General features: G+C 71.0%; 25 protein-coding genes. 19 read left to right on the top strand and 6 right to left on the bottom strand.

Annotated features, from left to right (window positions below):
- The first annotated feature begins 29 nt into the window (after positions 1 to 29).
- The 12 genes from BDK63_RS16630 to BDK63_RS16575 all read left to right on the top strand — a co-directional run bounded on the left by BDK63_RS16630 (position 30) and on the right by BDK63_RS16575 (position 11986).
- A complete protein-coding gene (locus BDK63_RS16630) occupies positions 30 to 1187 on the top strand; it encodes an IscS subfamily cysteine desulfurase (RefSeq protein WP_183334012.1) in 1158 nt (385 codons plus the stop codon).
- 45 nt (positions 1188 to 1232) lie between these two features.
- Positions 1233 to 1559 (top strand): HesB/IscA family protein, encoded by a 327-nt coding sequence (locus BDK63_RS16625; protein ID WP_183334011.1) that lies wholly within the window; start codon positions 1233 to 1235, stop codon positions 1557 to 1559.
- A 303-nt stretch (positions 1560 to 1862) separates the two neighbouring features.
- Positions 1863 to 2288, top strand: coding sequence for a nucleoside-diphosphate kinase (gene ndk, locus BDK63_RS16620; protein WP_183334009.1), 426 nt, complete (start codon positions 1863 to 1865; stop codon positions 2286 to 2288).
- A gap of 70 nt (positions 2289 to 2358) precedes the next feature.
- On the top strand, positions 2359 to 3486 hold the full coding sequence (gene rlmN, locus BDK63_RS16615; protein WP_183334007.1) for a dual-specificity RNA methyltransferase RlmN: 1128 nt from the start codon (positions 2359 to 2361) through the stop codon (positions 3484 to 3486).
- A 122-nt stretch (positions 3487 to 3608) separates the two neighbouring features.
- Complete coding sequence (pilW, locus tag BDK63_RS16610; protein WP_183334005.1) at positions 3609 to 4358, top strand: type IV pilus biogenesis/stability protein PilW; 750 nt, start codon at positions 3609 to 3611, stop codon at positions 4356 to 4358.
- A 30-nt stretch (positions 4359 to 4388) separates the two neighbouring features.
- A complete protein-coding gene (locus BDK63_RS16605) occupies positions 4389 to 5384 on the top strand; it encodes a RodZ domain-containing protein (protein ID WP_183334004.1) in 996 nt (331 codons plus the stop codon).
- Positions 5385 to 5394: 10 nt separating this feature from the next.
- Positions 5395 to 6510: a flavodoxin-dependent (E)-4-hydroxy-3-methylbut-2-enyl-diphosphate synthase gene (gene ispG / locus BDK63_RS16600; protein ID WP_183334002.1), complete on the top strand. Its 1116-nt coding sequence runs from the start codon at positions 5395 to 5397 to the stop codon at positions 6508 to 6510.
- 40 nt (positions 6511 to 6550) lie between these two features.
- Positions 6551 to 7876, top strand: a complete 1326-nt coding sequence (gene hisS, locus BDK63_RS16595) for a histidine--tRNA ligase (protein ID WP_281379321.1) — start codon at positions 6551 to 6553, stop codon at positions 7874 to 7876.
- Between the two features lie 88 nt (positions 7877 to 7964).
- Entirely contained in the window at positions 7965 to 8624 is a 660-nt protein-coding gene (locus tag BDK63_RS16590; protein WP_183334000.1) for a tetratricopeptide repeat protein, read from the top strand.
- Positions 8621 to 9769 carry an outer membrane protein assembly factor BamB gene (gene bamB / locus BDK63_RS16585; protein ID WP_183333999.1) on the top strand — a complete coding sequence of 383 codons (1149 nt, stop codon included), beginning with the start codon at positions 8621 to 8623 and terminating at the stop codon, positions 9767 to 9769. Before BDK63_RS16590 ends, bamB begins: the two co-directional genes overlap by 4 nt.
- Positions 9766 to 11169 (top strand): ribosome biogenesis GTPase Der, encoded by a 1404-nt coding sequence (gene der, locus BDK63_RS16580; RefSeq protein WP_183333996.1) that lies wholly within the window; start codon positions 9766 to 9768, stop codon positions 11167 to 11169. The genes bamB and der overlap by 4 nt, the downstream gene beginning before the upstream one ends.
- A 193-nt stretch (positions 11170 to 11362) precedes the next feature.
- Entirely contained in the window at positions 11363 to 11986 is a 624-nt protein-coding gene (locus tag BDK63_RS16575) for a hypothetical protein (protein WP_183333994.1), read from the top strand.
- 228 nt (positions 11987 to 12214) lie between these two features.
- Here BDK63_RS16575 and BDK63_RS16570 read toward each other — a convergent pair whose 3' ends face one another.
- Complete coding sequence (locus tag BDK63_RS16570) at positions 12215 to 13081, bottom strand: ATP-binding protein (protein WP_183333991.1); 867 nt, start codon at positions 13079 to 13081, stop codon at positions 12215 to 12217.
- A 133-nt stretch (positions 13082 to 13214) separates the two neighbouring features.
- On the opposite strand from BDK63_RS16570, the gene BDK63_RS16565 reads away from it, so the two are divergent.
- Both BDK63_RS16565 and BDK63_RS16560 read left to right on the top strand, forming a co-directional pair.
- Positions 13215 to 14018 carry a M48 family metallopeptidase gene (locus tag BDK63_RS16565; protein ID WP_183333989.1) on the top strand — a complete coding sequence of 268 codons (804 nt, stop codon included), beginning with the start codon at positions 13215 to 13217 and terminating at the stop codon, positions 14016 to 14018.
- Positions 14019 to 14071: 53 nt separating this feature from the next.
- On the top strand, positions 14072 to 14329 hold the full coding sequence (locus BDK63_RS16560; RefSeq protein ID WP_183333987.1) for a hypothetical protein: 258 nt from the start codon (positions 14072 to 14074) through the stop codon (positions 14327 to 14329).
- A gap of 112 nt (positions 14330 to 14441) precedes the next feature.
- On the opposite strand, the gene aroE is transcribed toward BDK63_RS16560, so the two are convergent.
- Genes aroE through BDK63_RS16535 form a run of 5 tightly spaced genes read right to left on the bottom strand, consistent with a single transcriptional unit; the run spans position 14442 to position 19072 of the window.
- Positions 14442 to 15254 carry a shikimate dehydrogenase gene (gene aroE, locus BDK63_RS16555; RefSeq protein WP_183333984.1) on the bottom strand — a complete coding sequence of 271 codons (813 nt, stop codon included), beginning with the start codon at positions 15252 to 15254 and terminating at the stop codon, positions 14442 to 14444.
- The gene (hemF, locus tag BDK63_RS16550) at positions 15251 to 16177 is read right to left on the bottom strand and encodes an oxygen-dependent coproporphyrinogen oxidase (protein WP_183333982.1); all 927 of its coding nucleotides are present in this window, start codon (positions 16175 to 16177) and stop codon (positions 15251 to 15253) included. The genes aroE and hemF overlap by 4 nt, the downstream gene beginning before the upstream one ends.
- A gap of 40 nt (positions 16178 to 16217) precedes the next feature.
- Complete coding sequence (gene tsaC, locus BDK63_RS16545; protein WP_183333981.1) at positions 16218 to 16775, bottom strand: L-threonylcarbamoyladenylate synthase type 1 TsaC; 558 nt, start codon at positions 16773 to 16775, stop codon at positions 16218 to 16220.
- Positions 16776 to 16828: 53 nt separating this feature from the next.
- A complete protein-coding gene (gene dprA, locus BDK63_RS16540; protein WP_183333979.1) occupies positions 16829 to 17935 on the bottom strand; it encodes a DNA-processing protein DprA in 1107 nt (368 codons plus the stop codon).
- A 27-nt stretch (positions 17936 to 17962) separates the two neighbouring features.
- Entirely contained in the window at positions 17963 to 19072 is a 1110-nt protein-coding gene (locus BDK63_RS16535; protein ID WP_183333973.1) for a LysM peptidoglycan-binding domain-containing protein, read from the bottom strand.
- A gap of 169 nt (positions 19073 to 19241) precedes the next feature.
- On the opposite strand from BDK63_RS16535, the gene def reads away from it, so the two are divergent.
- The 5 genes from def to BDK63_RS16510 all read left to right on the top strand — a co-directional run.
- The gene (gene def / locus BDK63_RS16530; protein WP_183333970.1) at positions 19242 to 19754 is read left to right on the top strand and encodes a peptide deformylase; all 513 of its coding nucleotides are present in this window, start codon (positions 19242 to 19244) and stop codon (positions 19752 to 19754) included.
- Positions 19755 to 19863: 109 nt separating this feature from the next.
- Positions 19864 to 20868 (top strand): methionyl-tRNA formyltransferase, encoded by a 1005-nt coding sequence (gene fmt, locus BDK63_RS16525; RefSeq protein ID WP_183333968.1) that lies wholly within the window; start codon positions 19864 to 19866, stop codon positions 20866 to 20868.
- On the top strand, positions 20865 to 22229 hold the full coding sequence (gene rsmB, locus BDK63_RS16520) for a 16S rRNA (cytosine(967)-C(5))-methyltransferase RsmB (RefSeq protein ID WP_183333966.1): 1365 nt from the start codon (positions 20865 to 20867) through the stop codon (positions 22227 to 22229). Before fmt ends, rsmB begins: the two co-directional genes overlap by 4 nt.
- Before the next feature lie 47 nt (positions 22230 to 22276).
- Positions 22277 to 22483 (top strand): dodecin, encoded by a 207-nt coding sequence (locus BDK63_RS16515; RefSeq protein ID WP_183333964.1) that lies wholly within the window; start codon positions 22277 to 22279, stop codon positions 22481 to 22483.
- Between the two features lie 108 nt (positions 22484 to 22591).
- A partial coding sequence (locus BDK63_RS16510) for an NAD-binding protein (RefSeq protein ID WP_183333963.1) occupies positions 22592 to 23043 on the top strand: 452 nt, incomplete at its 3' end.

Here is a 23043-nt window from a genome sequence, read left to right as displayed (position 1 = left end):
CCGGGCCGAACCCGAACACAGCCGAGTCCATGACCACACCCGTCTATCTCGATTACGCTGCCACCACGCCCGTCGACCCCCGCGTCGCCGAGCTGATGGCGCGCCACCTCACCGTCGACGGCATCTTCGCCAACCCCGCCTCGCGCAGCCACATGCTCGGCTGGCAGGCGGAACAGGCCGTGGAGAACGCCCGCCGTCAGGTCGCCGACCTGATCGGCGCCGACCCCCGCGAGATCGTCTGGACCAGCGGCGCCACCGAATCCGACAACCTGGCGCTGATCGGCTTCCTGCGCGCCAACCGCGGGCGCGGTCGCCACCTGGTGACCTCCTGCATCGAACACAAGGCGGTGGTGGACACCGCCCATGCCCTGGAGGCCGAGGGCTTCGAGGTCACCTGGCTGACCCCGGGCCGCGACGGCCGCGTCACGGCCGACCAGCTGCGCGAGGCGATGCGCCCGGACACCGTGCTGGTCTCGCTGATGGCGGTGAACAACGAGCTGGGAGTGATCCACGACCTGGCCGCGCTTTCCGAGGTGGCCCATGCCGGCGGGGCGGTATTCCACGTGGATGCCGCCCAGGCCGTGGGGCGCCTGGACCTGGACGTCGAGCGCCTGGGCATCGACCTGATGTCGCTCTCCGGCCACAAGGCCTACGGGCCCAAGGGCATCGGCGCCCTCTACGTGAAGCGCCACCCCGACATCCGACTCGAGGCGCTGATCCACGGTGGCGGCCACGAGCGGGGCATGCGCTCCGGCACCCTGGCCACCCACCAGATCGTCGGCATGGGCGAGGCCTTCGCCCTGGCCGGCGACGAGGGCGAGGCCGACCAGGCGCGCATCACCGCGCTGCGCGACCGCCTGCTGGACGGCCTGGCCGACATCGGCGGCATTCACCGCAACACCGCGGTGGACGTGGCCGTGCCCAACATCCTCAACCTGGCCTTCGAGGGCGTGGAGGGCGAGTCGCTGCTGATGGCGCTGCGCGACATCGCCCTCTCCACCGGCTCGGCGTGCAACTCGGCGAGCGTGGAACCGTCCTACGTGCTGAAGGGCATCGGCGTGCCGCGCGCCCTGGCGCTGGCCTCGCTGCGCTTCAGCTTCGGCCGCTTCACCAGTGACAGCGACATCGACCGGACGCTCGACGCCCTGCGGCATGCCCTGTCGGGGCTGCGCCGCCAGGCGATCTGAGCCATCATCTGCCAATCGGCATCCACTGCTTTCAGGAGAGAGACCATGGCGCATCTCACGATCACCACCGCTGCCGCCGACCAGATCCGCCGGGTACTCGACGAGCGCGGCCACGGCCTGGGCCTGCGGGTCTCGGTCAAGCCCAGCGGCTGCTCCGGCTACAGCTACGTGCTCGACTTCGCCGACGAGGCCGCCAATGACGACGTCTGCTTCGAGGAGCACGGCGTTCAGGTGTTCGTCGCTCCCGACGCCCTGGAGATGCTCGACGGCAGCGAGGTGGACTACGTCAACGAGGGGCTCAACCGCTTCTTCCGCTTCAACAACCCCAACGTCAAGGACCAGTGCGGCTGCGGCGAGAGCTTCACGGTCTAGATTCACAATCCGAGGCGCGCCGGGGACAGGTCTGAAGGGGGGCCTACGCCAGGGATGGCGTCGGTAGCGCCCAGGGATGGGTTTACAGCGCCCCCGTACAGGCCTGTCGCCGGGTAAGCGCCTCGCAATCGGCGACGATTGTTCAACGCCGCCCCGGGGCGGTATAATCCGCGTCCAATCGGCGTCAGCTGCCGAGCTTCATCAGATTCACCGCGCCGCCCTCGCTTCCATCCCGGGAGCCAAGGGCGGCGCGGCGCTATCCATCGACACCCCTGTCCATCACCCCCTACTGGAGACATGCCCATGGCTACCCAGCGCACCCTGTCCATCATCAAGCCCGACGCCGTCGCCAAGAACGCCATCGGCGAGATCATCGCCCGTTTCGAGAAGGCCGGCCTCAAGGTCGTCGCCGCCAAGATGCTGCACCTGGACGACGACAAGGCCGGCGGCTTCTACGCCGAGCACAAGGAGCGTCCCTTCTTCAAGGACCTGGTCGGCTTCATGACCTCCGGCCCGGTGGTGGTGCAGGTGCTCGAGGGCGAGGACGCCATCGCCAAGAACCGCGAGCTGATGGGCGCCACCAACCCCAAGGAAGCCGCGCCGGGCACCATCCGCGCCGACTTCGCCGAGACCATCGACGCCAACGCCGTGCACGGCTCCGACTCCCCCGAGTCCGCCGAGCGCGAGATCGCCTACTTCTTTGGCGCCGATGAGATCTGCCCGCGCTGAGTCAGGCCCCGGGCGGGGGCCATGCCCCCGCCTCCCCTGCCGCCCTCCCTTTCCCGACCCGCTGACCGCCATGACCGCTGATACCGCACCCCAGAAGACCAACCTGCTCGGCATGTCCCGCGAGGAGATGGAAGCCTTCTTCCTCTCCATCGGCGAGAAGAAGTTCCGTGCCGCCCAGGTGATGAAGTGGATCCACCACGAGGGCTGTGACGACTTCGCGGCCATGACCAACCTCTCCAAGGCGCTGCGCGCCAGGCTCGCCGAGGTGGCCGAGATCCGCGGCCCCGGCGTGGTCTACGAGGGCACCTCCAGCGACGGCACCCGCAAGTGGGTGCTGGAGGTCGAGGACGGCAGCTACGTGGAGACCGTGCTGATCCCCGCCGACAACGGCAAGCGCCGCACCCTGTGCGTCTCCTCCCAGGTCGGCTGCTCGCTGGATTGCAGCTTCTGCTCCACCGGCAAGCAGGGCTTCCAGCGCAACCTCAGCGCCGCCGAGATCATCGGCCAGGTGTGGGTCGCCCAGCGCAGCGTGGGCCCGCGCAAGGACACCGCCAACCGCCCGGTCACCAACGTGGTGATGATGGGCATGGGCGAACCGCTGCTCAACTACGACAACGTCGTGCCGGCCATGAAGCTGATGCTCGACGACAACGGCTACGGCCTCTCCAAGCGCCGCGTCACCCTCTCCACCTCGGGGGTGGTGCCGATGCTGGACCGGCTCGGCGACGAGCTCGACGTGAGCCTGGCCATCTCGCTGCACGCCGCCAACGACGAGCTGCGCAACGAGCTGGTGCCGCTCAACCGCAAGTACAACATCCGCACCCTGCTGGACGCCTGTCACCGCTACCTGGCCAAGTGCGACGACACCCGCATGGTCACCATCGAGTACACGGTGATCAAGGACGTCAACGACCAGCAGGTGCATGCCGAGCAGCTCGCCGAACTGCTGCGCGAGCTGCCGTGCAAGATCAACCTGATCCCCTTCAACCCCTTCCCCCACTCGGGCTACGAGAAGCCCTCGCGCAACCAGGTGATGCGCTTCCAGCAGTGGCTCTACGAGCTGGGCTACACGGCACCGATCCGCACCACCCGCGGCGACGACATCGATGCCGCCTGCGGCCAGCTGGTGGGACGGGTCAAGGATCGCACGCGGCGCCACGAACGCTACATCCAGTCGATCCAGATCGACGCCGACTGAGCGGTGCCCGCCTTGACTTCAACCGGGCACAACGCTTTGATGGTCAGGCCTTTCACCCCTCCGGCACCTGCCTGCCACCGGCAAGCTGCCGGGAGGGCAGTGTCGACCGTGGGGAGAACACCATGACTCGCCGTTCCCGCTTGCCCGGCGCCATCCGCCTGCCCGCCCTGGCCATCCTGGTCGGCTCGCTGTGGCTGTCCGGCTGTGCCACCCAGCCCCAGGGCCTGGGCGGAGACCGCGAGACCAGCCCGGCCGACGCCTACACGCGCCTGGGCGTGGCCTACCTGGAACGCGACAACCTGCAGCGGGCCATGGGGGCCCTGGACCGGGCGCTGTCGATCGCCCCCGACGACCCGGAGGCCCTGCAAGCCATGGCCATGGTCTATCAGCGCCAGGGCGAGGCGGCCCTGGCCGACGAGACCTTCCAGCGCGCCCTGTCCGCCGACCGCAACTTCACCCGGGCGCGCAACAACTACGCGGCCTTCCTGTATGACCGGGGCCGCATCCGCGAGGCCTGCGAACAGCTCGAGCTGGCCTCCGGCGATGCCCAGTATCCGGCCCGGGCCCAGCTGTTCGCCAACCTGGGGCAGTGCCGGCGGGAGCTGGGCGACCTCGCGGCGGCCCGGCGCAGCCTCGAGCGGGCCCAGAGCATCGACCCGCGCAGCGCCCGCAGCTACTACACCCTGGCCGAGCTGGAGTTCGCCGAAGGCAACCATGCCCGGGCCCAGCAGCAGCTCGAGACCTTCATCCGCCTGGCCGGCGCCGATGCCTCCAGCCTGCAGCTGGCACGTGACATCGCCCGCGCCCGGGGTGACCGGGACGCCGCCGCCTTCTATGGCCAACAGCTGGAAGATGCCCGTGGCACGCCTTGAACAACGACCCTACACGAAGGATGCTCAGTCATGAGCGACACCCATACCACCGACCCCGTCGACTCCGCCTTCGCGGCCTCACCGGGCGAACAGCTCAAGCGCGAGCGGGAGACCCAGGGGCTCTCCCTGGGCGAGGTCGCCAGCGCGCTCAACCTGCGCCCCGCGGTGATCCGGGGGCTGGAAGAGGACAGCTACGAGGAGGTGCCGATCGCCGCCTATCGGCGTGGCTACCTGCGCTCCTATGCCCACCTGCTGGGCATCGACGACAAGCCGGTGCTGGATGCCTACCGCGCCCGCTTCGGCAGCGAGGAGGCCGAGCGCAAGGTGACGCCGGTGAATGTCACCCGCCCCCCGTCGCGCCTCGGCGCCTGGCTGTTCCGCCTGGTCACCCTGCTGGTGATCGCCGGCCTGATCGGCCTGACCCTGCTCTGGTGGCAGAGCCGCGGCGGCAACGAGCCCCCCGGCATCGGCGACAGCGGTCCGGTCTCGGTGGATAGCCTCGACGGCACCACCACCATCACCGGTGGCGACGAGCCGGCCGCCCAGTCGCCCTCGGACGCCCTGCCGCCGCTGCCCGACGAGGAGAGCGACCTGGGCCTGGTCGAGGACCCCGAGGCCGCCGGCGAGCCGGCCGCCACCGAGGTCGACCCCGATGGTTCCCGGATCATCGCCGCCCAGTCGGACGCGGCGCCGCAACCGGCCAGCGACGAGGCGGGTGCCGAGGACGTGGCCGACGCCGCCCCGGAACCCGAGGCGCCGGCCGAGGAAGCGCCCGTCGCCGGGCCACGCACCCTCGAGCTGACCTTCAATGAGCAGTCCTGGACCGAGATCTTCGACGCCAACAACCAGCGCGTCTTCGTCGGCCTCCAGGAACCCGGCACCACGGCCAGCGTCGAAGGCGAACCGCCGTTCCGCCTGACCGTGGGCAACGCCACCGGCGTCGAGCTGGTCTGGCAGGGCGAGTCCGTGGACCTGGCCGCCCGCGCCGGGGCCAACAACGTTGCCCGCTTCACCCTGGGAGAATGATTCCGTCACCATGCACGCACAATCCCCCATCGTTCGCCGCAAGTCACGCCAGATCCATGTCGGCAGGGTGCCGGTCGGGGGCGATGCCCCCATCTCCGTCCAGAGCATGACCAACACCAACACCCTGGACGTGGCCGCCACCGTGGCGCAGATCCGCCAGCTCGAGGCCGCCGGCGCCGATATCGTGCGCGTCTCGGTGCCCGACATGGACGCCGCGGAGGCCTTTGGCCGGATCAAGCGCGAGGTCGAGGTCCCGCTGGTCGCCGACATCCACTTCGACTACCGAATCGCCCTGCGCGTCGCCGAGCTCGGCGTCGACTGCCTGCGCATCAACCCCGGCAATATCGGCAAGGAAGAGCGCGTCCGCGCCGTGGTCAGCGCCGCCCGCGACAACGGCATCCCGATCCGCATCGGCGTCAACGCCGGGTCGCTGGAGAAGGACCTGCAGAAGAAGTACGGCGAGCCCACGCCCGCGGCCCTGGTCGAGTCCGCCATGCGTCATATCGACCACCTCGACCGCCTCGACTTCCCGGACTTCAAGGTCAGCGTCAAGGCCTCGGACGTGTTCATGGCGGTGGCCGCCTACCGCGACCTGGCCACGCGCATCGAGCAGCCGCTGCACCTGGGCATCACCGAGGCAGGGGGCCTGCGCTCGGGCACCGTCAAGTCGTCGATCGGCCTGGGGCTGCTGCTGATGGACGGCATCGGCGACACCATCCGCGTGTCGCTGGCCGCCGACCCCGTCGAGGAGATCAAGGTCGGCTTCGACATGCTCAAGAGCCTGCGGCTGCGCTCGAAGGGCATCAACTTCATCGCCTGCCCCAGCTGCTCGCGCCAGAACTTCGACGTCATCGGCACCATGAATGCCCTGGAAGAGCGCCTCGAGGACATCATGACCCCGCTGGACGTCTCGGTGATCGGCTGCGTGGTCAACGGTCCCGGCGAGGCCAAGGAGAGCGACATCGGCCTCACCGGCGGCTCCCCGGCCAACCTCGTCTACATCGACGGCAAGCCGGCCTCCAAGCTGCGCAACGACCACCTCGTCGACGACCTGGAGCGGCTGATCCGCGACAAGGTCCGCGAGAAGGAGCAGGCCGAACAGGACGTGATCGCCCGCGGGGCCTGATCCCCTGAGCAGCCCCCGGCGATTCATCAAGGAGCACGTGTTGAGCAAGTCCCAGGCAAGTCAAAAAGAGCCAAGCAAGAAGAAGATCCAGGCCATCCGTGGCATGAACGACCTGCTGCCCGGCCAGTCGGCGCTGTGGCAGTACTTCGAGGGGCAGGTCCAGGCGCTGATGAAGCGCTACGGCTATGACGAGATCCGCACCCCCGTGGTCGAGCAGACCGCGCTGTTCAAGCGCTCCATCGGCGAGGTCACCGACATCGTCGAGAAGGAGATGTACACCTTCGACGACCGCAATGGCGACAGCCTGACGCTGCGCCCGGAGGGCACCGCGAGCTGCGTGCGCGCCGCCATGGAGCACGGCCTGCTGCACAACCAGACCCAGCGGCTCTGGTACCAGGGGCCGATGTTCCGCCACGAGCGTCCCCAGAAGGGGCGCTACCGCCAGTTCCACCAGGTCGGCGTGGAGGCCTTCGGCCTCGAGGGGCCGGACATCGACGCCGAGATGATCCTGCTCTCCGCGCGCCTGTGGCGCGAGCTGGGGCTGATGGAGCACGTCACCCTGGAGCTCAACTCGCTGGGCTCCACGGAGGCGCGTGCCGCCTACCGCGAGCGGCTGGTCGCCTACTTCGAGCAGCATCATGAGCAGCTCGACGAGGACTCCCGCCGCCGCCTGGACAGCAACCCGCTGCGCATCCTCGATTCCAAGAACCCCGAGATGGCCGCGATGCTGGCCGATGCGCCGAAGCTGATGGATCACCTGGACGACGACTCCCGCGAGCACTTCGAGGCGCTCTGCGCCATGCTCGATGCGGCAGGCATCGACTACGTGCTCAACCCGCGGCTGGTGCGCGGCCTGGACTACTATGGCCGCACCGTCTTCGAGTGGACCACCACCGCACTGGGCAGCCAGGGCACGGTCTGTGCCGGTGGCCGCTACGACGGCCTGGTGGAGCAGCTGGGCGGCAAGGCGACCCCGGCGGTGGGCTTCGCCATGGGCATCGAGCGGCTGATCCTGCTGCTGGAGACCCTCGAGCTGGTGCCGGATACCGCCCGCGGCGAGCTGGACCTCTACGTGCTGCCCATGGATGATGCCGCCAGCCGCCAGGCGCTGCTGCTCGGCGAGCGCCTGCGCAGCGAGCTGCCCGGCCTGCGCGCCCAGCTGCACTGCGGCGGGGGCAGCTTCAAGAGCCGCATCAAGAAGGCCGACAGGAGCGGCGCCCGCCTGGCCCTGCTGCTGGGCGAGGACGAGCTGGCCAACGGCACGGCCACGCTGAAGTTCCTGCGCGAGGAGCGCGACCAGCAGAGCCTGCCCCAGGCCGGGCTGGCCACCACCCTGAGCCGCCTGCTGGCCCAGGACATCGCCTGATCATGCGGGGCCGGGCCGACGCGCCGGCCCCCTGGCGCCACCCCGACCGGGGCCCGGCACCGACCCCAGGAACAGAAGGAGACCGCCCGTGGCGGAGCTGAGAACCGAAGAAGAGCAGGTCGATGCGCTGAAGCGCTGGTGGAAGGAGAACGGCATGGCGCTGGTCGCCGGGGTGGCCATCGCCGCCGCCGGCGTGTTCGGCTGGAACGCCTGGCAGGACTACCAGGAGGGCAAGGCCTCGGCCGCCTCCCTGCGCTACCAGCACCTGATCAACCTGACCGCCGGCAACGACCTGGACGAGGCCAACCTCGGCGAGGCCCGCGAGCTGGTCGTCGAGATTACCGACGAGCACGGCAAGACGCTCTACGCCGACCTGGCCCGGCTGATCGACGCCCGCCTGGCCGTCGCCCAGGAGGACATGGCCGGCGCCCGAGCCGCCCTCGAGGCGGTGATCGACGCCAGCGGCCGCGACTACGTCAAGGGCCTGGCCCGCCTGCGCCTGGCCCGCCTGCAGGTCGCCGAGGGCGACGCCGAGGCGGCCCTGGCCACCCTGGACGCCGGCGTGCCCGAGGCCCTGGCGGCCCAGCGTGCCGAGGTGCGCGGCGATGCCTTCCTGGCCCTCGACCGCCGCGACGACGCCCGCGGGGCCTGGCGCGAGGCGCTGGGACTCGCCGAGGCGCGCGACCAGCCGCTGTACGGCGTGCAGCTCAAGCTCGACAACCTGGGGCATGACGAGGCCACGATATGACACCGAGATTCCTGATCGCCGCCATGGCCGGCCTGGCCCTGCTGGCCGGCTGCGCCGGCAACAAGGTCGAGCCGCAGTACCCGCCCAAGGCGCTCGTAAGCTTCGAGGAGCGCGCCGAGCTCTCCAGCGCCTGGAGCCAGCGGGTCGGCCGCGGCCTGGGCCGCGCCGCCTACCCCATCGCCCCCGCCCGGGATGGCGACACCCTGTTCGCCGCCGACGAGCGCGGCCGCCTCGCGGCCTTCGATGCCGATGATGGCGACCGCCGCTGGCAGGTGGACCTCGAGGTGCCGGTCTCCAGCGCCCTGACCGCGGTGGCCGGGGATGTCTACCTGGCCACCCGCAACGGCGAGGTGCTGGCGGTGAGCCAGCGAGACGGCAGCGTGCGCTGGCGCGCCCGGGTGCCCAGCGAGGTGCTGGCCGCGCCCCAGCCCAACCAGCAGCTGCTGGTGGTGCAGAGCGTCGACGGCAGTGTCACCGCCCTGGACCGCGCCAGCGGCGACGAGCGCTGGACCTACACCGCCAACCGCCCCTCGCTGACCCTGCGCGGCACCGGCACCCCCACGGTGATCGACCCGGTCACCTTCGCCGGCTTCGCCAACGGCCGCCTGGTGACCCTGGACAACCGCAGCGGCCAGCCGCTGTGGGAGCGGCGCATCGCCGTCGCCCAGGGCCGCAGCGACATCGATCGGCTGGTCGACCTGGCCGGCCAGCCGGTGCTGGCCCCCGACGGCCGGCTGTTCGTGACCAGCTTCAATGGCCGCCTGGCCGCCCTGGAGGCCACCCGCGGCGAGCCGCTGTGGGACCGCGAGCTCTCCAGCTACCACACCCCGGTACTGGTCGGCGACTTCCTGTTCGTCGTCGACGAGGCGGGCCATGTGTTCGCCCTGGACGCCAACAGCGGCAGCGAGATCTGGCGCAACACCGCCCTGGAGGGGCGCGCCATCACCGCCCCGGCCTTCGCCGCCGGCAACCTGGTGTTCGGCGACTTCGAGGGCTACCTGCACCTGATCGACGCGCGCGGCGGCGAGCTGGTCGGGCGTACCCGGGTGGACCGCTCCGGCATCAGCGTGCGGCCGGTCACCGAGGGCAACCGCATCCATGTGCTCGCCAATGACGGCAGCCTAGAGACCCTGGACATCCAATGACACCCGTGATCGCCCTGGTCGGCCGCCCCAACGTGGGCAAGTCGACCCTGTTCAACCGCCTGACCCGCTCCCGCGATGCGCTGGTGGCCGACTTCCCCGGGCTCACCCGGGACCGCAAGTACGGCAACGGCCTGCTCGGCGGCAAGGCCTACACGGTGATCGACACCGGCGGCATCAGCGGTGACGAGGAAGGCATCGACGCCGCCATGGCCGAGCAGTCCCTGGCGGCCATCGACGAGGCGGACATCGTGCTGTTCCTGGTGGATGCCAGGGCCGGCCTCAACGTGGCCGACGAGGCCATCGCCAACCACCTGCGGGTCAACCAGAAGAAGACCTGGCTGGTCGTCAACAAGACCGATGGACTCGATGAGCCCAGCGCCGTGGCCGAGTTCTGGGAGCTGGGCCTGGGCGAGCCGCGGCCCATCGCCGCGGCCCATGGCCGCAACGTCACCGCGCTGATCGAGGAGGTGCTCGAGCCCTTCCCCGAGCGCGACGAGAGCATCCCGGCGGACACCGGTACCAAGGGCATCCGCATCGGCGTGATCGGTCGCCCCAACGTGGGCAAGTCGACCCTGGTCAACCGCCTGCTCGGCGAGGAGCGGGTGGTGGTCTTCGACGAGGCCGGCACCACCCGCGACGCCATCGAGATCCCCTTCGAGCGCCGTGGCAAGCCCTACGTGCTGGTGGATACCGCCGGGGTGAGGCGCCGCAAGAACGTCCGCGAGATCGCCGAGAAGTTCTCGATCATCAAGACCCTTGAGGCGATCAAGGAGTGCCATGTCGCCGTCATGGTGCTGGATGCCCGTACCGGCCTGGTCGAGCAGGACCTTCACCTGCTCGACTACGTGCTGACCACCGGCCGGGCGCTGGTGCTGGCAGTCAACAAGTGGGACGGCCTGGAGCAGGAAGCCAGGGACAGGATGCGCACCGAGATCAAGCGCCGCCTGGGCTTCGCCGACTACGCCGAGCTGCACTTCATCTCGGCGCTGCACGGCACCGGCGTGGGCGACCTCTACCCCTCCATCGAGCGCGCCTTCGATTCCGCCAACAGCCACTGGTCCACCAACCGCCTGACCACCATCCTCCAGGACGCGGTGGAGCAGCACCAGCCGCCCATGGTGAACGGTCGTCGGATCAAGCTGCGCATGGCCCACCAGGGCGGCAGCAACCCGCCGATCATCGTGGTCCACGGCAACCAGACCGGGTCGCTGCCCGAGGCCTATCGCCGCTACCTGACCAACACCTTCCGCAAGGTGCTCAAGGTACGCGGCACGCCGCTGCGCTTCGAGTTCCGCTCCGGACAGAACCCCTTCGACAGCATGGCCGGCGCCAGCGACCGCGAGAAGGCCAAGAAGCGCGAACTGGGCCGCACCCGGGAGGCGCGCAAGAGCCGCCGCTGAGCCGCCCCCTCCGCTCCCCATCAGCGCCCGCCCGACTCGCCATCGACGACGGGGCGGGCGCTGTCGTGATGGGCCGACAGTTTCGCTTCCCTGATGGGCCGACAGGGCCCCGAAAGCCTTGACAGGGATGCCCGGCGGCCCTGAAATACCCTCCTCGCTGCGATGCAGCACTGGCCCTGTCCCGGAGGACCCCATGACGCTCTCCCGCCACCTGCCGCGCCGCTGGCGCCTGCTCGCCCCGCTCTGCCTCTCCGCCCTGCTCGCCGGCTGCCTGGCGCTGCCCCAGACCGGGCTGTTCGCCTTCCGCCTGGCGGTGACCTCGCTGGGGGTGGAGGAGGTGCGCATCGGCCCCTACGCCGTGGATGCCCGCCTCGACACCAGCGATATCATGTCGCTGGCGATGTCGAGCCTGGGCGCCGGCAGCCTGCCGGTGCAGGCGACCCTGGCCATGGGCCTGGGGCTGCCCACCGGGATGCCGCCGGTGGAGATGTCCGGCTTCCGCTGGACCCTGGACATGCCGGGCGTCGACCCGGTCAGCGGCAACTACGACCAGGACGTGACCCTGACCTCGGGTGACGATGCCAACCTGCGCCTGCCGGTGGCCTTCGACCTGCTGGCCGGCGGCCGCGAACGGCTCGGCCCCATGGTGGAGCTGGCCAGCCAGCTGGCCCGCCAGGGCGAACTGCCCGCCGGCAGCGAGCTTGCCATCACCCCGGGGGACCTGCGGGGCCTGGGCATGACCCTGCCCGCCGGCCTGCTCACCCCGACCATCCGCCTGGGCGTGGGCGAGGACGGCAGGCTGATTCCGCGGGGGTAGCACTGATAACAGGTCGAAGCGGGGCTGTTCCGGCGACAGGCCTGTTCGGGGGCGCTGTAAACCCCTCCCTGGGCGCTACCGATGCCCTGCTGCGCTCTCGCGTCCCGCTCCGCTTGCAGGTCCGGGGCTAGCCATCCATGGCCAGCCCGTTCGGAGCCGTGCTCCTCACCCCTGGCATAGGACCCCCTCCAGGCCTGTCCCCGGCGCCCCTTGTCTCGCCGCGTTTCCCTACTTCCCGTGCAGGCGCCGGCGGCCCACCCACTGGGTGGCGAACTGCCAGGCACCGCGGCCACTGCGGCCGCCGCGCAGGGTGGCGAAGCGGATCGCCTCGGCACGGGCCTCGGCGTTCCAGTCCTCGCGGCTGCCCAGCTGGGTGACCCAGTGGCAGCAGGCCTCCAGGTAGACGTCCTGGTTGAAGGGGTGGAAGCCCAGCCACAGGCCGAAGCGGTCGGAGAGGGAGATCTTCTCCTCCACGGCGTCGCCGTGGTGGAGCTCGTCGCCCACCAGCCGCGAGCCCTCGTTGTCGCTCATGGACTCCGGCAGCAGGTGGCGGCGGTTGGAAGTGGCATAGAGCAGCACGTTGGGCGGCGGGCCGGTCAGGGCACCGTCCAGCACGCTCTTCAGCGCCTTGTAGGCGTCGTCGTGCCCCTCGAAGGAGAGGTCGTCGCAGTAGACCACGAAGCGGTGCGGCTGATCGCGCAGCTGGGCCACCAGCATCGGCAGGCCCGCGAGGTCGTGGCGGTCGACCTGTACCAGGCGCAGCCCTTCCGGCGCCAGGCTGTTGAGCAGCGCGCGGATCAGCGACGACTTGCCGCTGCCCCGGGAGCCCCACAGCAGGGCGTGGTTGGCCGGCAGCCCCTGCAGGAAGGCGCGGGTGTTGTCGACCAGCGCCAGCTTCTGCCGCTCGATGCCCAGCAGGTCATCCAGGGAGAGGGCATCGCGGGGTGGCACCGGCAGCAGCCGCCCCCCCAGCACGTGGCGCTGCCAGAGGGCGGCCAGATCACGCTCCCAGTCCACCTCCTGGGGAGGCGGCGGCAGCCAGTGCTCGACGTGATCCAGCAGGCTGAGCAGTCGACGCGACAGCTCGGGGTCCATGGTCTTCTCCTTGTCGTTCCTTTCCCGTGGTTGACCTTGCAGGCGTTCCCGGTATCTTGTGGCGAACCTTGTCGTGGCGTCCAGCGTCATACTCAACTGGACGCACAAGACCGGTCACAGGAGACCCTCCCCCATGCGCTGGTTCCACCTTCTCGCCGCAGGCGCCCTGAGCCTGACCCTCACCGCCTGCGCCACCTCGCCCACCGGGCGGCAGCAGCTCACCCTGGTATCCGACGCCCAGCTCAACCAGATGGGCGCCCAGGCCTTCCAGCAGTACCAGCAGGACCTGCCCACCGTGGGCGGTACCACCCACCGCTACGTGCAGTGCGTGGCCGACGCCCTGGTCAGCGCCCTGCCGGCGGAACAGCAGCGCGGCCAGGATTGGCAGATCCGCGTCTTCGAGTCCGACCAGGCCAACGCCTTCGCCCTGCCGGGCGGCTACATGGGGGTCAACACCGGCCTGCTGCAGGTGGCCAGGGACCAGGACCAGCTGGCCGCGGTGATCGGCCACGAGATCGCCCACGTGCTGGCGCGCCATGCCAACGAGCGGGTCTCGACCCAGACCGCCACCCAGCTGGGCCTGTCGGTGCTCTCCTCGGCGTCCGGCATGCAGGGGCCTGGCGGCCAGCAGATGATGGGGGCACTCGGCCTGGGCGCCCAGTACGGCATCCTGCTGCCCTTCTCCCGCCGCCACGAGAGCGAGGCCGACGTGCTCGGCCTGGAGCTGATGGCCGATGCCGGCTTCGACCCGCGCGCCAGCCTGGCCCTGTGGGAGAACATGAGCGCCCAGGGCGGCGGCCAGCCGCCGGCGTGGATGTCCAGCCACCCGAGCCATGGCCAGCGGGTGGGCGGCCTCCAGGCGCAGATGGACAGCGCCCTGGCCCGCTACCAGCAGGCCCGCCAGGCCGGACGCACCCCGAACTGCCCGCGCCCCTAGGGAAACACTGATCCATTGCGGCGCTCGATATCCAACACACTTCTGGAAAGCGAATGCTGAGACTCGGCCTGCTGCTGCTGATCGCCCCCCTCCTGGTGCTGATGGGGGTCTTCTTCTGGGAACACTCGAGCGTGCGCGAATGCACGCTCTCGGGGGGCTACTGGGACTACCTGGAGGGGGTCTGCCGCGACACGCCCCAGCCCTTCGTCTCCTGGCTGGAGCGCCACCCCTGGCTGGTCAACGGCGGGATGCTGCTCTCCGTGATCGGCATGGGGCTCTGCATGGTGGGGCTGTACGTCAAGCGGCGCTGAGGGAAGGGTGGACGCCGGCGACTGAAGACCGAAGGCCTCCCGGTGGGGCCAGAAACCTCTGCAACACCGCCGGGGCGCCTGACGGCGCCGATCGCGATGCGGAGCATCCCTCCTACAACGCCTCGCGCAGCCGCGCCAGCACCGGCGCGGTGTCGGGGCGCTTGCCGCGCCACTGGAAGAAGGACTCCGCCGCCTGCTCCACCAGCATGCCCAGCCCGTCCACCGGGCGGGCTCCGCGCTCGGCGGCCCAGCGCAGGAACACCGTGGGGTCGGCGCCGTACATCATGTCGTAGGCGGTGGCGACCTTCGCGAAGAGGCCATCCGGCAGCGGCGGGAGATCCCCGGCGAGGCTCGCGCTGGTGCCGTTGATCACCAGATCGAAGGGGCCGGCCACGGCGTCGAAGCCGCCGCCGGCGATCTCGCCCAGGTCGTCAAAGTCGGCGGCCAGCCGCTCGGCCTTCTCGGCGGTGCGGTTGGCCACGAGCAGGCTCCCCGGGGCCTCGGCCAGCAGCGGCTCCAGCACGCCGCGCACCGCCCCGCCGGCGCCCAGCACCAGCACCCGGGCGCCGGCCAGGCTCACGCCGTGACGCTTCAGGTCACGCACCAGGCCCACGCCGTCGGTGGTGTCGCCATATGTCTGGCCGTTGCCGCCGAGTATCAGGGTGTTCACCGCACCGGCCCGGCGGGCGCGCTGGCTCAGGGTGTCACAGAGGCGGAAGGCCTCCTCCTTGAAGGGCACGGTGACGTTGGCGCCGCGCCCCCCCTCGGCCACGAAGCGCCGCCAGGCCCCGGCGAAGTCGTCCAGCGGCGCCTCGATGGCGGTGTAGGCGATCGCCTCCCCGGTCTGTTCGGCGAAGGCGGCGTGGATGGCCGGCGACTTGGAATGGGCCACCGGGTGGCCGAAGACGCAGTAGCGGTCGGTCATGGGTTCTCCTCTTCCCCCAGCCAGTCGCGGGGCCTCAGGTAGTCGGCGTAGAGTTCCGCCTCGCGGCTGCCGGGCTCCGGCGTCCAGGCGTACTCCCAGCGCGCCAGGGGCGGCATCGACATCAGGATCGACTCGGTGCGCCCGCCGCTCTGCAGCCCGAACAGGGTGCCGCGGTCCCACACCAGGTTGAACTCCACGTAGCGTCCCCGGCGGTAGAGCTGGAAGTTGCGCTCGCGCTCGCCCCAGGGGGTCTCCCGGCGGCGGCGCACGATGGGCAGGTAGGCCTCCAGGAAGGCGTCGCCCACGGCACGCTGGAAGGCGAAGCAGCTCTCGAAGCCCCCCTCGTTGAGGTCGTCGAAGAACAGCCCGCCCACGCCGCGGGTCTCGTCGCGGTGCTTCAGGTAGAAGTAGTCGTCGCACCACGCCTTGTAGCGCGGATAGACCTCGTCGCCGAAGGGCGCGCAGGCATCGCGCGCCACCCGGTGCCAGTGCACCACGTCCTCGAGCACCGGGTAGAAGGGCGTCAGGTCGAAGCCGCCGCCGAACCACCAGACAGGCTCCTCCCCCGCCTTCTCGGCGATGAAGAAGCGCACGTTGCCATGACTGGTGGGCACGTGGGGATTCTGCGGATGCAGCACCCAGGAGACACCCACCGCATGGAAGCTGCGGCCGGCCAGCTCGGGCCGCGCCGCGGTGGCCGAGGGCGGCAGCCGCTCGCCGAAGACATGGGAGAAGTTGACCCCGCCCTTCTCGAACACCCGGCCGTGCTCGATCACCCGGGAGCGGCCGCCGCCCCCTTCGGGGCGGTCCCAGGCATCCTCGCGGAAGCCCGCGCCGCCATCCTCGGCGGCGAGGCCCTCACAGAGGCGCTCCTGGAGGTCGAGCAGGTAGGTCTTGACGGCGTCGAGTCGGGCGTGGGCCAAGGCGATCTCCTCGGGTGGCGTGGGTGACGGATGCGCCGGGTCAGGGGCGCAGTACCCGTCCGCTGACCAGGTCGCGGATGGTGCTGGGGCGCTCGAGGCCGCCGAGCTCGCCATCGACGATGGCATCGAGTCCATCGCCGAAGACCTCGCGCACCTCGGCGGCGCTCATGGCCGGCGGTTCGCTGGCGATATTGGCCGAAGTGGAGACGATGGGCCCGCCGAAGGCCTCGCACAGAGCGGCCACCAGGGGGTGGGCGCTGACCCGCAGCGCCACCTTCTCGTGACAGCCGCGCACCAGGCCATGGCTGCGGCCGTTGTCGGGCACCAGCCAGGTATGGGGCCCCGGCCAGCTGGCCGCCAGGGGCGCGTGGAGCTCCAGGGGCAGCCCCTCGAGCCAGGGCGAGAACTGCTCGATGCTTGTCGCCACCAGGATCACGCCCTTGGCGGGGTCGCGCTGCTTGAGGCGCAGCAGGCGGGCCAGGGCCTCGTCGTTGTCCGGATCGCAGCCGAGTCCCCACACGGCCTCGGTGGGATAGGCGATCACGCCGCCACGGCGCAGGGCGGCAACGGCATGGGCGATCTGGCTGGCCTGGCTCATGGGAGCTCCTCGACGCTTTACAGGGCTGGGATCATGAATGGCCGAGGATTCTATCACGCCCCCGAGAGCCGCACCCAGCCGCCGGCGGCGTGGGCCACCCGCCCCTCCAGCTCGAGCTCCAGCAGGCGCCGCTGGCACTCGGCGATGCCCAGCCCCGAGAGACCCACCAGGGCATCCACCGGGGTGGGCGCGCTGCTCAGCCAGCGCAGCAGGGGGTCAGTCGTGCGCGCCACCTCGGGCGGGGACCCCGCAGGCTCGGCCGGGGCGCCGGCGGGCGGCAGCGCGATGCCGGCCCACTGGGTGAGCTCCACCAGGATGTCGTCCACCTCGCGGACCAGCACGGCCCCGTCGCGGATCAGCCTCAGGCAGCCACGGGCCTGGGGGTTATGGATGGAGCCGGGCAGGGCGAAGACCTCCCGCCCCTGCTCGGCCGCCAGCCGGGCGCTGACCAGGGAGCCGCTCTGCTCGGCGGCCTCGACCACCAGCACGCCGCACGAGAGCCCGGTGACGATGCGGTTGCGGCGGGGGAAGAAGCCGGGGCGGGCGCGGGTGCAGGGGGGATGCTCGGCAAGCAGCAGGCCGCCCGGCTCGCGCAGCCGCGCATGCAGCCGATGGTGACGCGGCGGGTAGATCACGTCGACGCCGCAGCCGAGCACCGCGACGCTGGCGCCGCCGGCCTCCAGCGCCGCCTGCTGGGCGGCGGCATCGATACCCAGCGCCATGCCGCTGACCACGCACCAGCCCCGCCCGGCGAGCTCCCGGGCGAAGGCGGCGGCGTTGGTCAGCCCCTCACGGGTGGCGCGCCGCGCACCGACCATGGCCAGCCGGGGCGGCTCAAGCGCGGCGAGGTCCCCCCAGGCCCAGAGCAGCGGGGGCGGATCGGCGATCTGGGACAGCAGGGCCGGCCAGGCGGGGTGACCGGCATGCAGCAGGTGACGGGACGGGGCCTCGGCCAGCCAGGCCTCCTGGGCGGCGATCTCCGCCGCGAGGGGACTGCGGCCGGGATGGTCCAGCCACAGGCGCAGCGCCATGGCCGGCTCCCTGGGGAGGGCGGCAAGCCAGCCATCGGGCCAGTGGGGCTCCAGGGCCGCCAGTTCGGCGAGCCGGCCCGCCCCCATGCCCGGCAGCAGGAAGAGGGCCAGCCACTCGCGGGCCTGCATCCTGGCGGCGACCACGCCGGAAGGGCCTCAGCGCAGGGCGGCGCCCAGGGCGCGCTGCGGAGTGTGAATGCGATCGCCCACGGCCAGGGAGCGGCTCGCCTTCATCACCAGGCCATAGCTCATCTTCTCGTAGGGCTGGAAGACCATCACCAGGCCGGCATCCTCACCCGGCAGGCGCAGGGACTCGCCGGTGCGCGGGTCGCTGACCAGCTCGCCACGCTGCTCGACCATCAGCACATGGCCCGCCTCGAGGCCATCGCGACGGCCGCGGTCCAGGGCGACCACCTGCAGGCGGCCGATGAACTGCACGCCGCCGGGCACGGCCAGGATGGTGCCCTCCACCTCGCGCTCCGGGGCGCGGGGGATGAACTCGGTGACCAGGTCGCGGACCTCCAGCGGCAGCACGATGTCGTCGTTGCGGACCTCCTGGCGGGACGAGGTCACCTCCAGCACCACGATATCGTCCTCCTGGCGCTCGCGGCGCGCCTGGCCGACGCTCTCCAGCTCCAGTCCCAGCAGCTCGCCGGTGGCCGGGTCGAGGAAGCGATCACCCACCCGGTAGAAGCCGACGCGGCCGCTGCCCTCGACCTCGCCGCGGGCATAGAGCCGGTCCCCGAGACCGCTCATCAGCCGACGGTCGTCGCCGCCCACCACGTAGGCCAGCTCCTCCAGGGATTCCGGGTCATCGACGATGCGATGGTCGCGCAGGAAGTGGCGGATCGCCTCCAGCGGAATCGGCTCGATCGCCTCGCGGTGGGGGATGGTGCGCATCTCGGGCGAGAGCCGCACCTGGCCCTGGCCGCGCTCCAGTCCCAGGCAGGGACGGCCGTTGCAGTCGTAGAGGTAGATCACGTCGCCCGGGTAGATCAGGTGCGGGTTGCGGATCTGCGGGTTGACCTGCCACACCTCGGGCCACTGCCAGGGGTGGCGCAGGAACCGACCGGAGATGTCCCAGAGGGTGTCACCGCGCACCACGGTGTAGCGCTCCGGCGCATCGCCGCGCAGCCCGTCGTCCCAGGAAAGCCCCTGGGCCAGCGCCGCGCCGGCGAACGGCCCCACGGCCATCGCCATGCCCAGCACGGTCGCCGCGCCGCCCAGCCAGCGGCGCCATGCCTTGCCACGTCTCGTCTGCTTCATCCCTGCTGTCCCCCGCGTTGCCTTCCCCACGCCTGTCACCTGGAACGATGACGGCGTGATATAGTCTGAGGTTATCGATGTGATGCGTGATCGGCGGTTTCGCCACCGCCTGCGCACTTCTAGAATAGTGTCATCTTGTAAATGACAGCATAACGGTGAATCCAACGCCATGGCCAAATTACCGATCCTCGAATTCCCCGACGAGCGGCTGCGCACCCGGGCAGCGCCGGTCGAGACGGTCGACGACGAGGTCCGCCAGCTGGTCGACGACATGCTCGAGACCATGTATGCCGCCCGCGGCATCGGGCTGGCCGCCACCCAGGTGGACGTGCATCGCCAGGTGATCGTCATGGATGTCAGCGACGACCAGTCACGCCCGCTGGTGCTGATCAACCCCGAATACACCCCCATCGGCGACGAGCGGGAACCGATGCAGGAGGGCTGCCTGTCGATCCCCGAGTACTACGCCGACGTGCCCCGCGCGCTCCGGGTCCACCTGAAGGCGCTGGATCGCGACGGCCGGCCCTACGAGCTCGAGGCCGACGGCCTGCTGGCCCACTGCATCCAGCACGAGCACGACCACCTCGAGGGCGTGCTGTTCGTCGACTACCTGTCGCCACTCAAGCGCGACCGGGTGATGAAGAAGATGCAGAAGCGCCACCGGCTCATGCAACCCGCCTGAATCCGCCGCTCAGGTTCCTCCCGAAGGCCGACGCCCCCGCGTCGGCCTTCGTCGTTTGCGGCCGGCTCCGTTATCATGAAGGGGCATCCACTCCGGCAAGGCCCCGAACATGTCCCGATCCCACGACTCTCACTCCCTCAGCGTCATCTTCGCCGGCACGCCCGACTTCGCCGCCGAGAGTCTGCAGGCGCTGCTGGCCAGCCGACACCGCGTCATCGCCGTCTATACCCAGCCGGACCGCCCGGCCGGCCGCGGGCGCAAGCTGACGCCGAGCCCGGTCAAGGCGCTGGCCCTCGCGCATGGCCTGCCGGTCCACCAGCCCGAGACGCTCAAGACGGCGGACGTCCAGGCCGAACTGGCCGCCCTGGGGGCCGACATCATGGTGGTGGTGGCCTACGGCCTGATCCTGCCCGGGGCGGTACTGGCAATCCCGCCGCTGGGCTGTCTCAACGTCCATGCCTCGCTGCTGCCGCGCTGGCGCGGTGCGGCCCCCATCCAGCGCGCCATCGAGGCCGGCGACGCCGAGAGCGGCGTGACCATCATGCAGATGGATGAGGGACTCGACACCGGCAACATGCTGCTGGTGCGCCCTGCCCCGATCACCGCCGCCACCACCGGTGGCGAGCTCCACGACACCCTGGCCGCGCTGGGCGGCGAGGCCATCGTCGAGGCGCTGGATGCCCTGGCCGGCGATGGCCTGACCGCCACGCCCCAGCCCGAGTCCGGCGTGACCTACGCCGCCAAGCTCTCCAAGGCCGAGGCCGAGCTCGACTTCCGCCGCCCCGCCGCCGAGCTGGCCGCCCGGGTCCGCGCCTTCAATCCCTGGCCGGTGGCCTGGTGCCGCTTCGACGGCGACCGCCTGCGGCTGCTGCTGGCGGAGGCGGGCGAGCCCGCCGCAGGCGAGTCGCCCGCCGCGCCGGGCACCCTGCTCGGCCATGACGATGACGCCCTGCGCATCGCCTGCGACCCCGAGGGCCGCGAGGTGCTGCGGGTGACCCGCGCCCAGCTGCCCGGCGGCAAGGCCCTGCCCGTCGGCGAGCTGCTGCGGGCCCGTGGCGACCGCTTCCCCCCGGGCCTGCGCCTGGGCCACCAGGACGAGGAGACGCCGGCATGAGCCAGCAGACACCCGACAACCGCCGGGGTCCGGCGTCCCGCGGACTGCAGAACGACGGCGGCCTGGCGGTGCGCGCCGCCGCCGCCCGGGCCCTGGCGCCGGTGATCGCCGGCAAGGGCTCGCTGGCCGGCCTGGACGACCACCAGGTGGTGGCCCGCGACCGCGCCCTGTTCAAGGCGCTCTGCTACGGCACCTGCCGCACCCTGCCGCGCCTCGAGGCCCTGGCGACGAAGCTGCTGGTGAAGCCCTTCAAGGCGCGCGATGCCGACGTCCAGGCGCTGCTGCTGCTGGGGATCCACCAGCTGCTCTACCTGCGCATCCCGGCCCATGCCGCAGTGGGCGAGACCGCCGGCGCCGCCCGCCTGCTCGGCAAGGAGTGGGCGACCCGGGTGCTCAACGGCTGCCTGCGCCGCCTGCAGCGAGAGGCCGCCGAGCTGCAGGCCGAGGTGGACCGGGACCCGGCGGTCGCCCTGCTGCACCCGAAATGGCTGCTCAAGGCGCTGCGCCAGGCCTGGCCCGACGACTGGCGCGCCATCGCCGCGGCCAACAACGAGCCCGGCCCGATGACGCTGCGGGTCAACCGCCGCCATGGCGACCGCGAAGCCTACATCGACCGGCTGGCCGCCGCCGGCCTGGAGGGCCGGCTCTGCCTGCACGCCCCCGACGGCATCACCCTGGAGACGCCCTGCGACGTCCACGCCCTGCCGGGCTTCGACGAGGGCCACGTCAGCGTCCAGGACGAGGCCGCCCAGCTCGCCACCGTGCTGCTCGGCCCGGCCCTGGCACCGCGCCCCGGGGCCCGGGTGCTGGATGCCTGCTGCGCCCCCGGCGGCAAGACCGCCCACCTGCTCGAGGTGTTCGACATCGACATGCAGGCGGTGGACAGCGATGCCGAGCGCCTGGCCCGGGTCGAGGACGCCCTGGCCCGGCTGAACCTCTCCGCGCGGCTGGCCCATGGTGACGCCACCGCCCTCGACTGGTGGGACGGGGTGCCCTTCGAGGCCATCCTGCTCGATGCGCCCTGCTCCGGTACCGGCGTGATCCGCCGCCACCCCGACATCAAGCGGCTGCGCCGGTCCTCGGACATCACGCCGCTGGCGGCGCTGCAGGCGCGGCTGCTCGACAACCTCTGGCCGCTGCTGCGGCCCGGCGGCACCCTGCTCTACGCCACCTGCTCGGTGCTCCCCGAGGAGAACAGCGACCAGGTCGACGCCTTCCTGGCGCGCACCCCGGATGCCGAGTCCACCACGCCCCGGGACGTCGCCTGGGGACGCGAGGCCGGCGCCGGCCGCCAGCTGCTGCCGGAGATCGACAGCCACGATGGTTTCTTCTATGCCAGACTGAGGAAGCGGTCGGGCTGAACCACCGGCTGCCCCCCCCCCCCATCCGGCACGCGACAGGAGTCCGCATGAGCAACCACACCTACAAGCATATCGAGCTGACCGGTTCCTCCGAGAAGAGCATCGAGGAGGCGATCCGCAACGCCATCACCAAGGCCGCCGAGAGCCTGCACGGCATGCGCTGGTTCGAGGTCACCGACACCCGTGGCCATATCGAGCACGGCCGGGTGGCCCACTGGCAGGTCACCCTCAAGGTGGGCTTCACCCTGGACTGATCCCGGGCCGCCCCCTGTCTTTCTCGCGACGGCTGGTTTAGGCTTGCCGTCACCGTGCTGCGGCGCACCATCCGCGCCGCCCTCGATGACAGCGGATAACGACAACCGATGAAGATCATCATTCTCGGCGCCGGCCAGGTCGGCGGCACCCTGGCCGAGCACCTGGCCCGCGAGGAGAACGACATCACGGTGGTGGACACCGACGGCGACCGGCTGCGCGAGCTGCACACCCGCCTCGACATCCGCACCGTGGTGGGGCCCGGCTCCTACCCCATGGTGCTGCGCCAGGCGGGCTGCGAGGACGCCGACATGCTGATCGCGGTGACCAGCCAGGACGAGGTCAACATGATCGCCTGCCAGGTCGCCCACACCCTGTTCCGCACCCCCACCAAGATCGCCCGGGTACGCGCCACCGCCTACCTGACCCGCAAGGGGCTGTTCGCCCACGAGGCGGTGCCCATCGATGTGCTGATCAGCCCCGAGCAGGTGGTCACCGACCACATCCGCCGGCTGATCGAGCATCCCGGCGCCCTGCAGGTGCTGGAGTTCGCCGGCGGCCT

The organism is Halomonas campaniensis (assembly GCF_014193375.1).
GTDB classification, from domain to species: domain Bacteria; phylum Pseudomonadota; class Gammaproteobacteria; order Pseudomonadales; family Halomonadaceae; genus Halomonas; species Halomonas campaniensis.
This window is presented reverse-complemented; position numbering and strand designations above follow the sequence as displayed.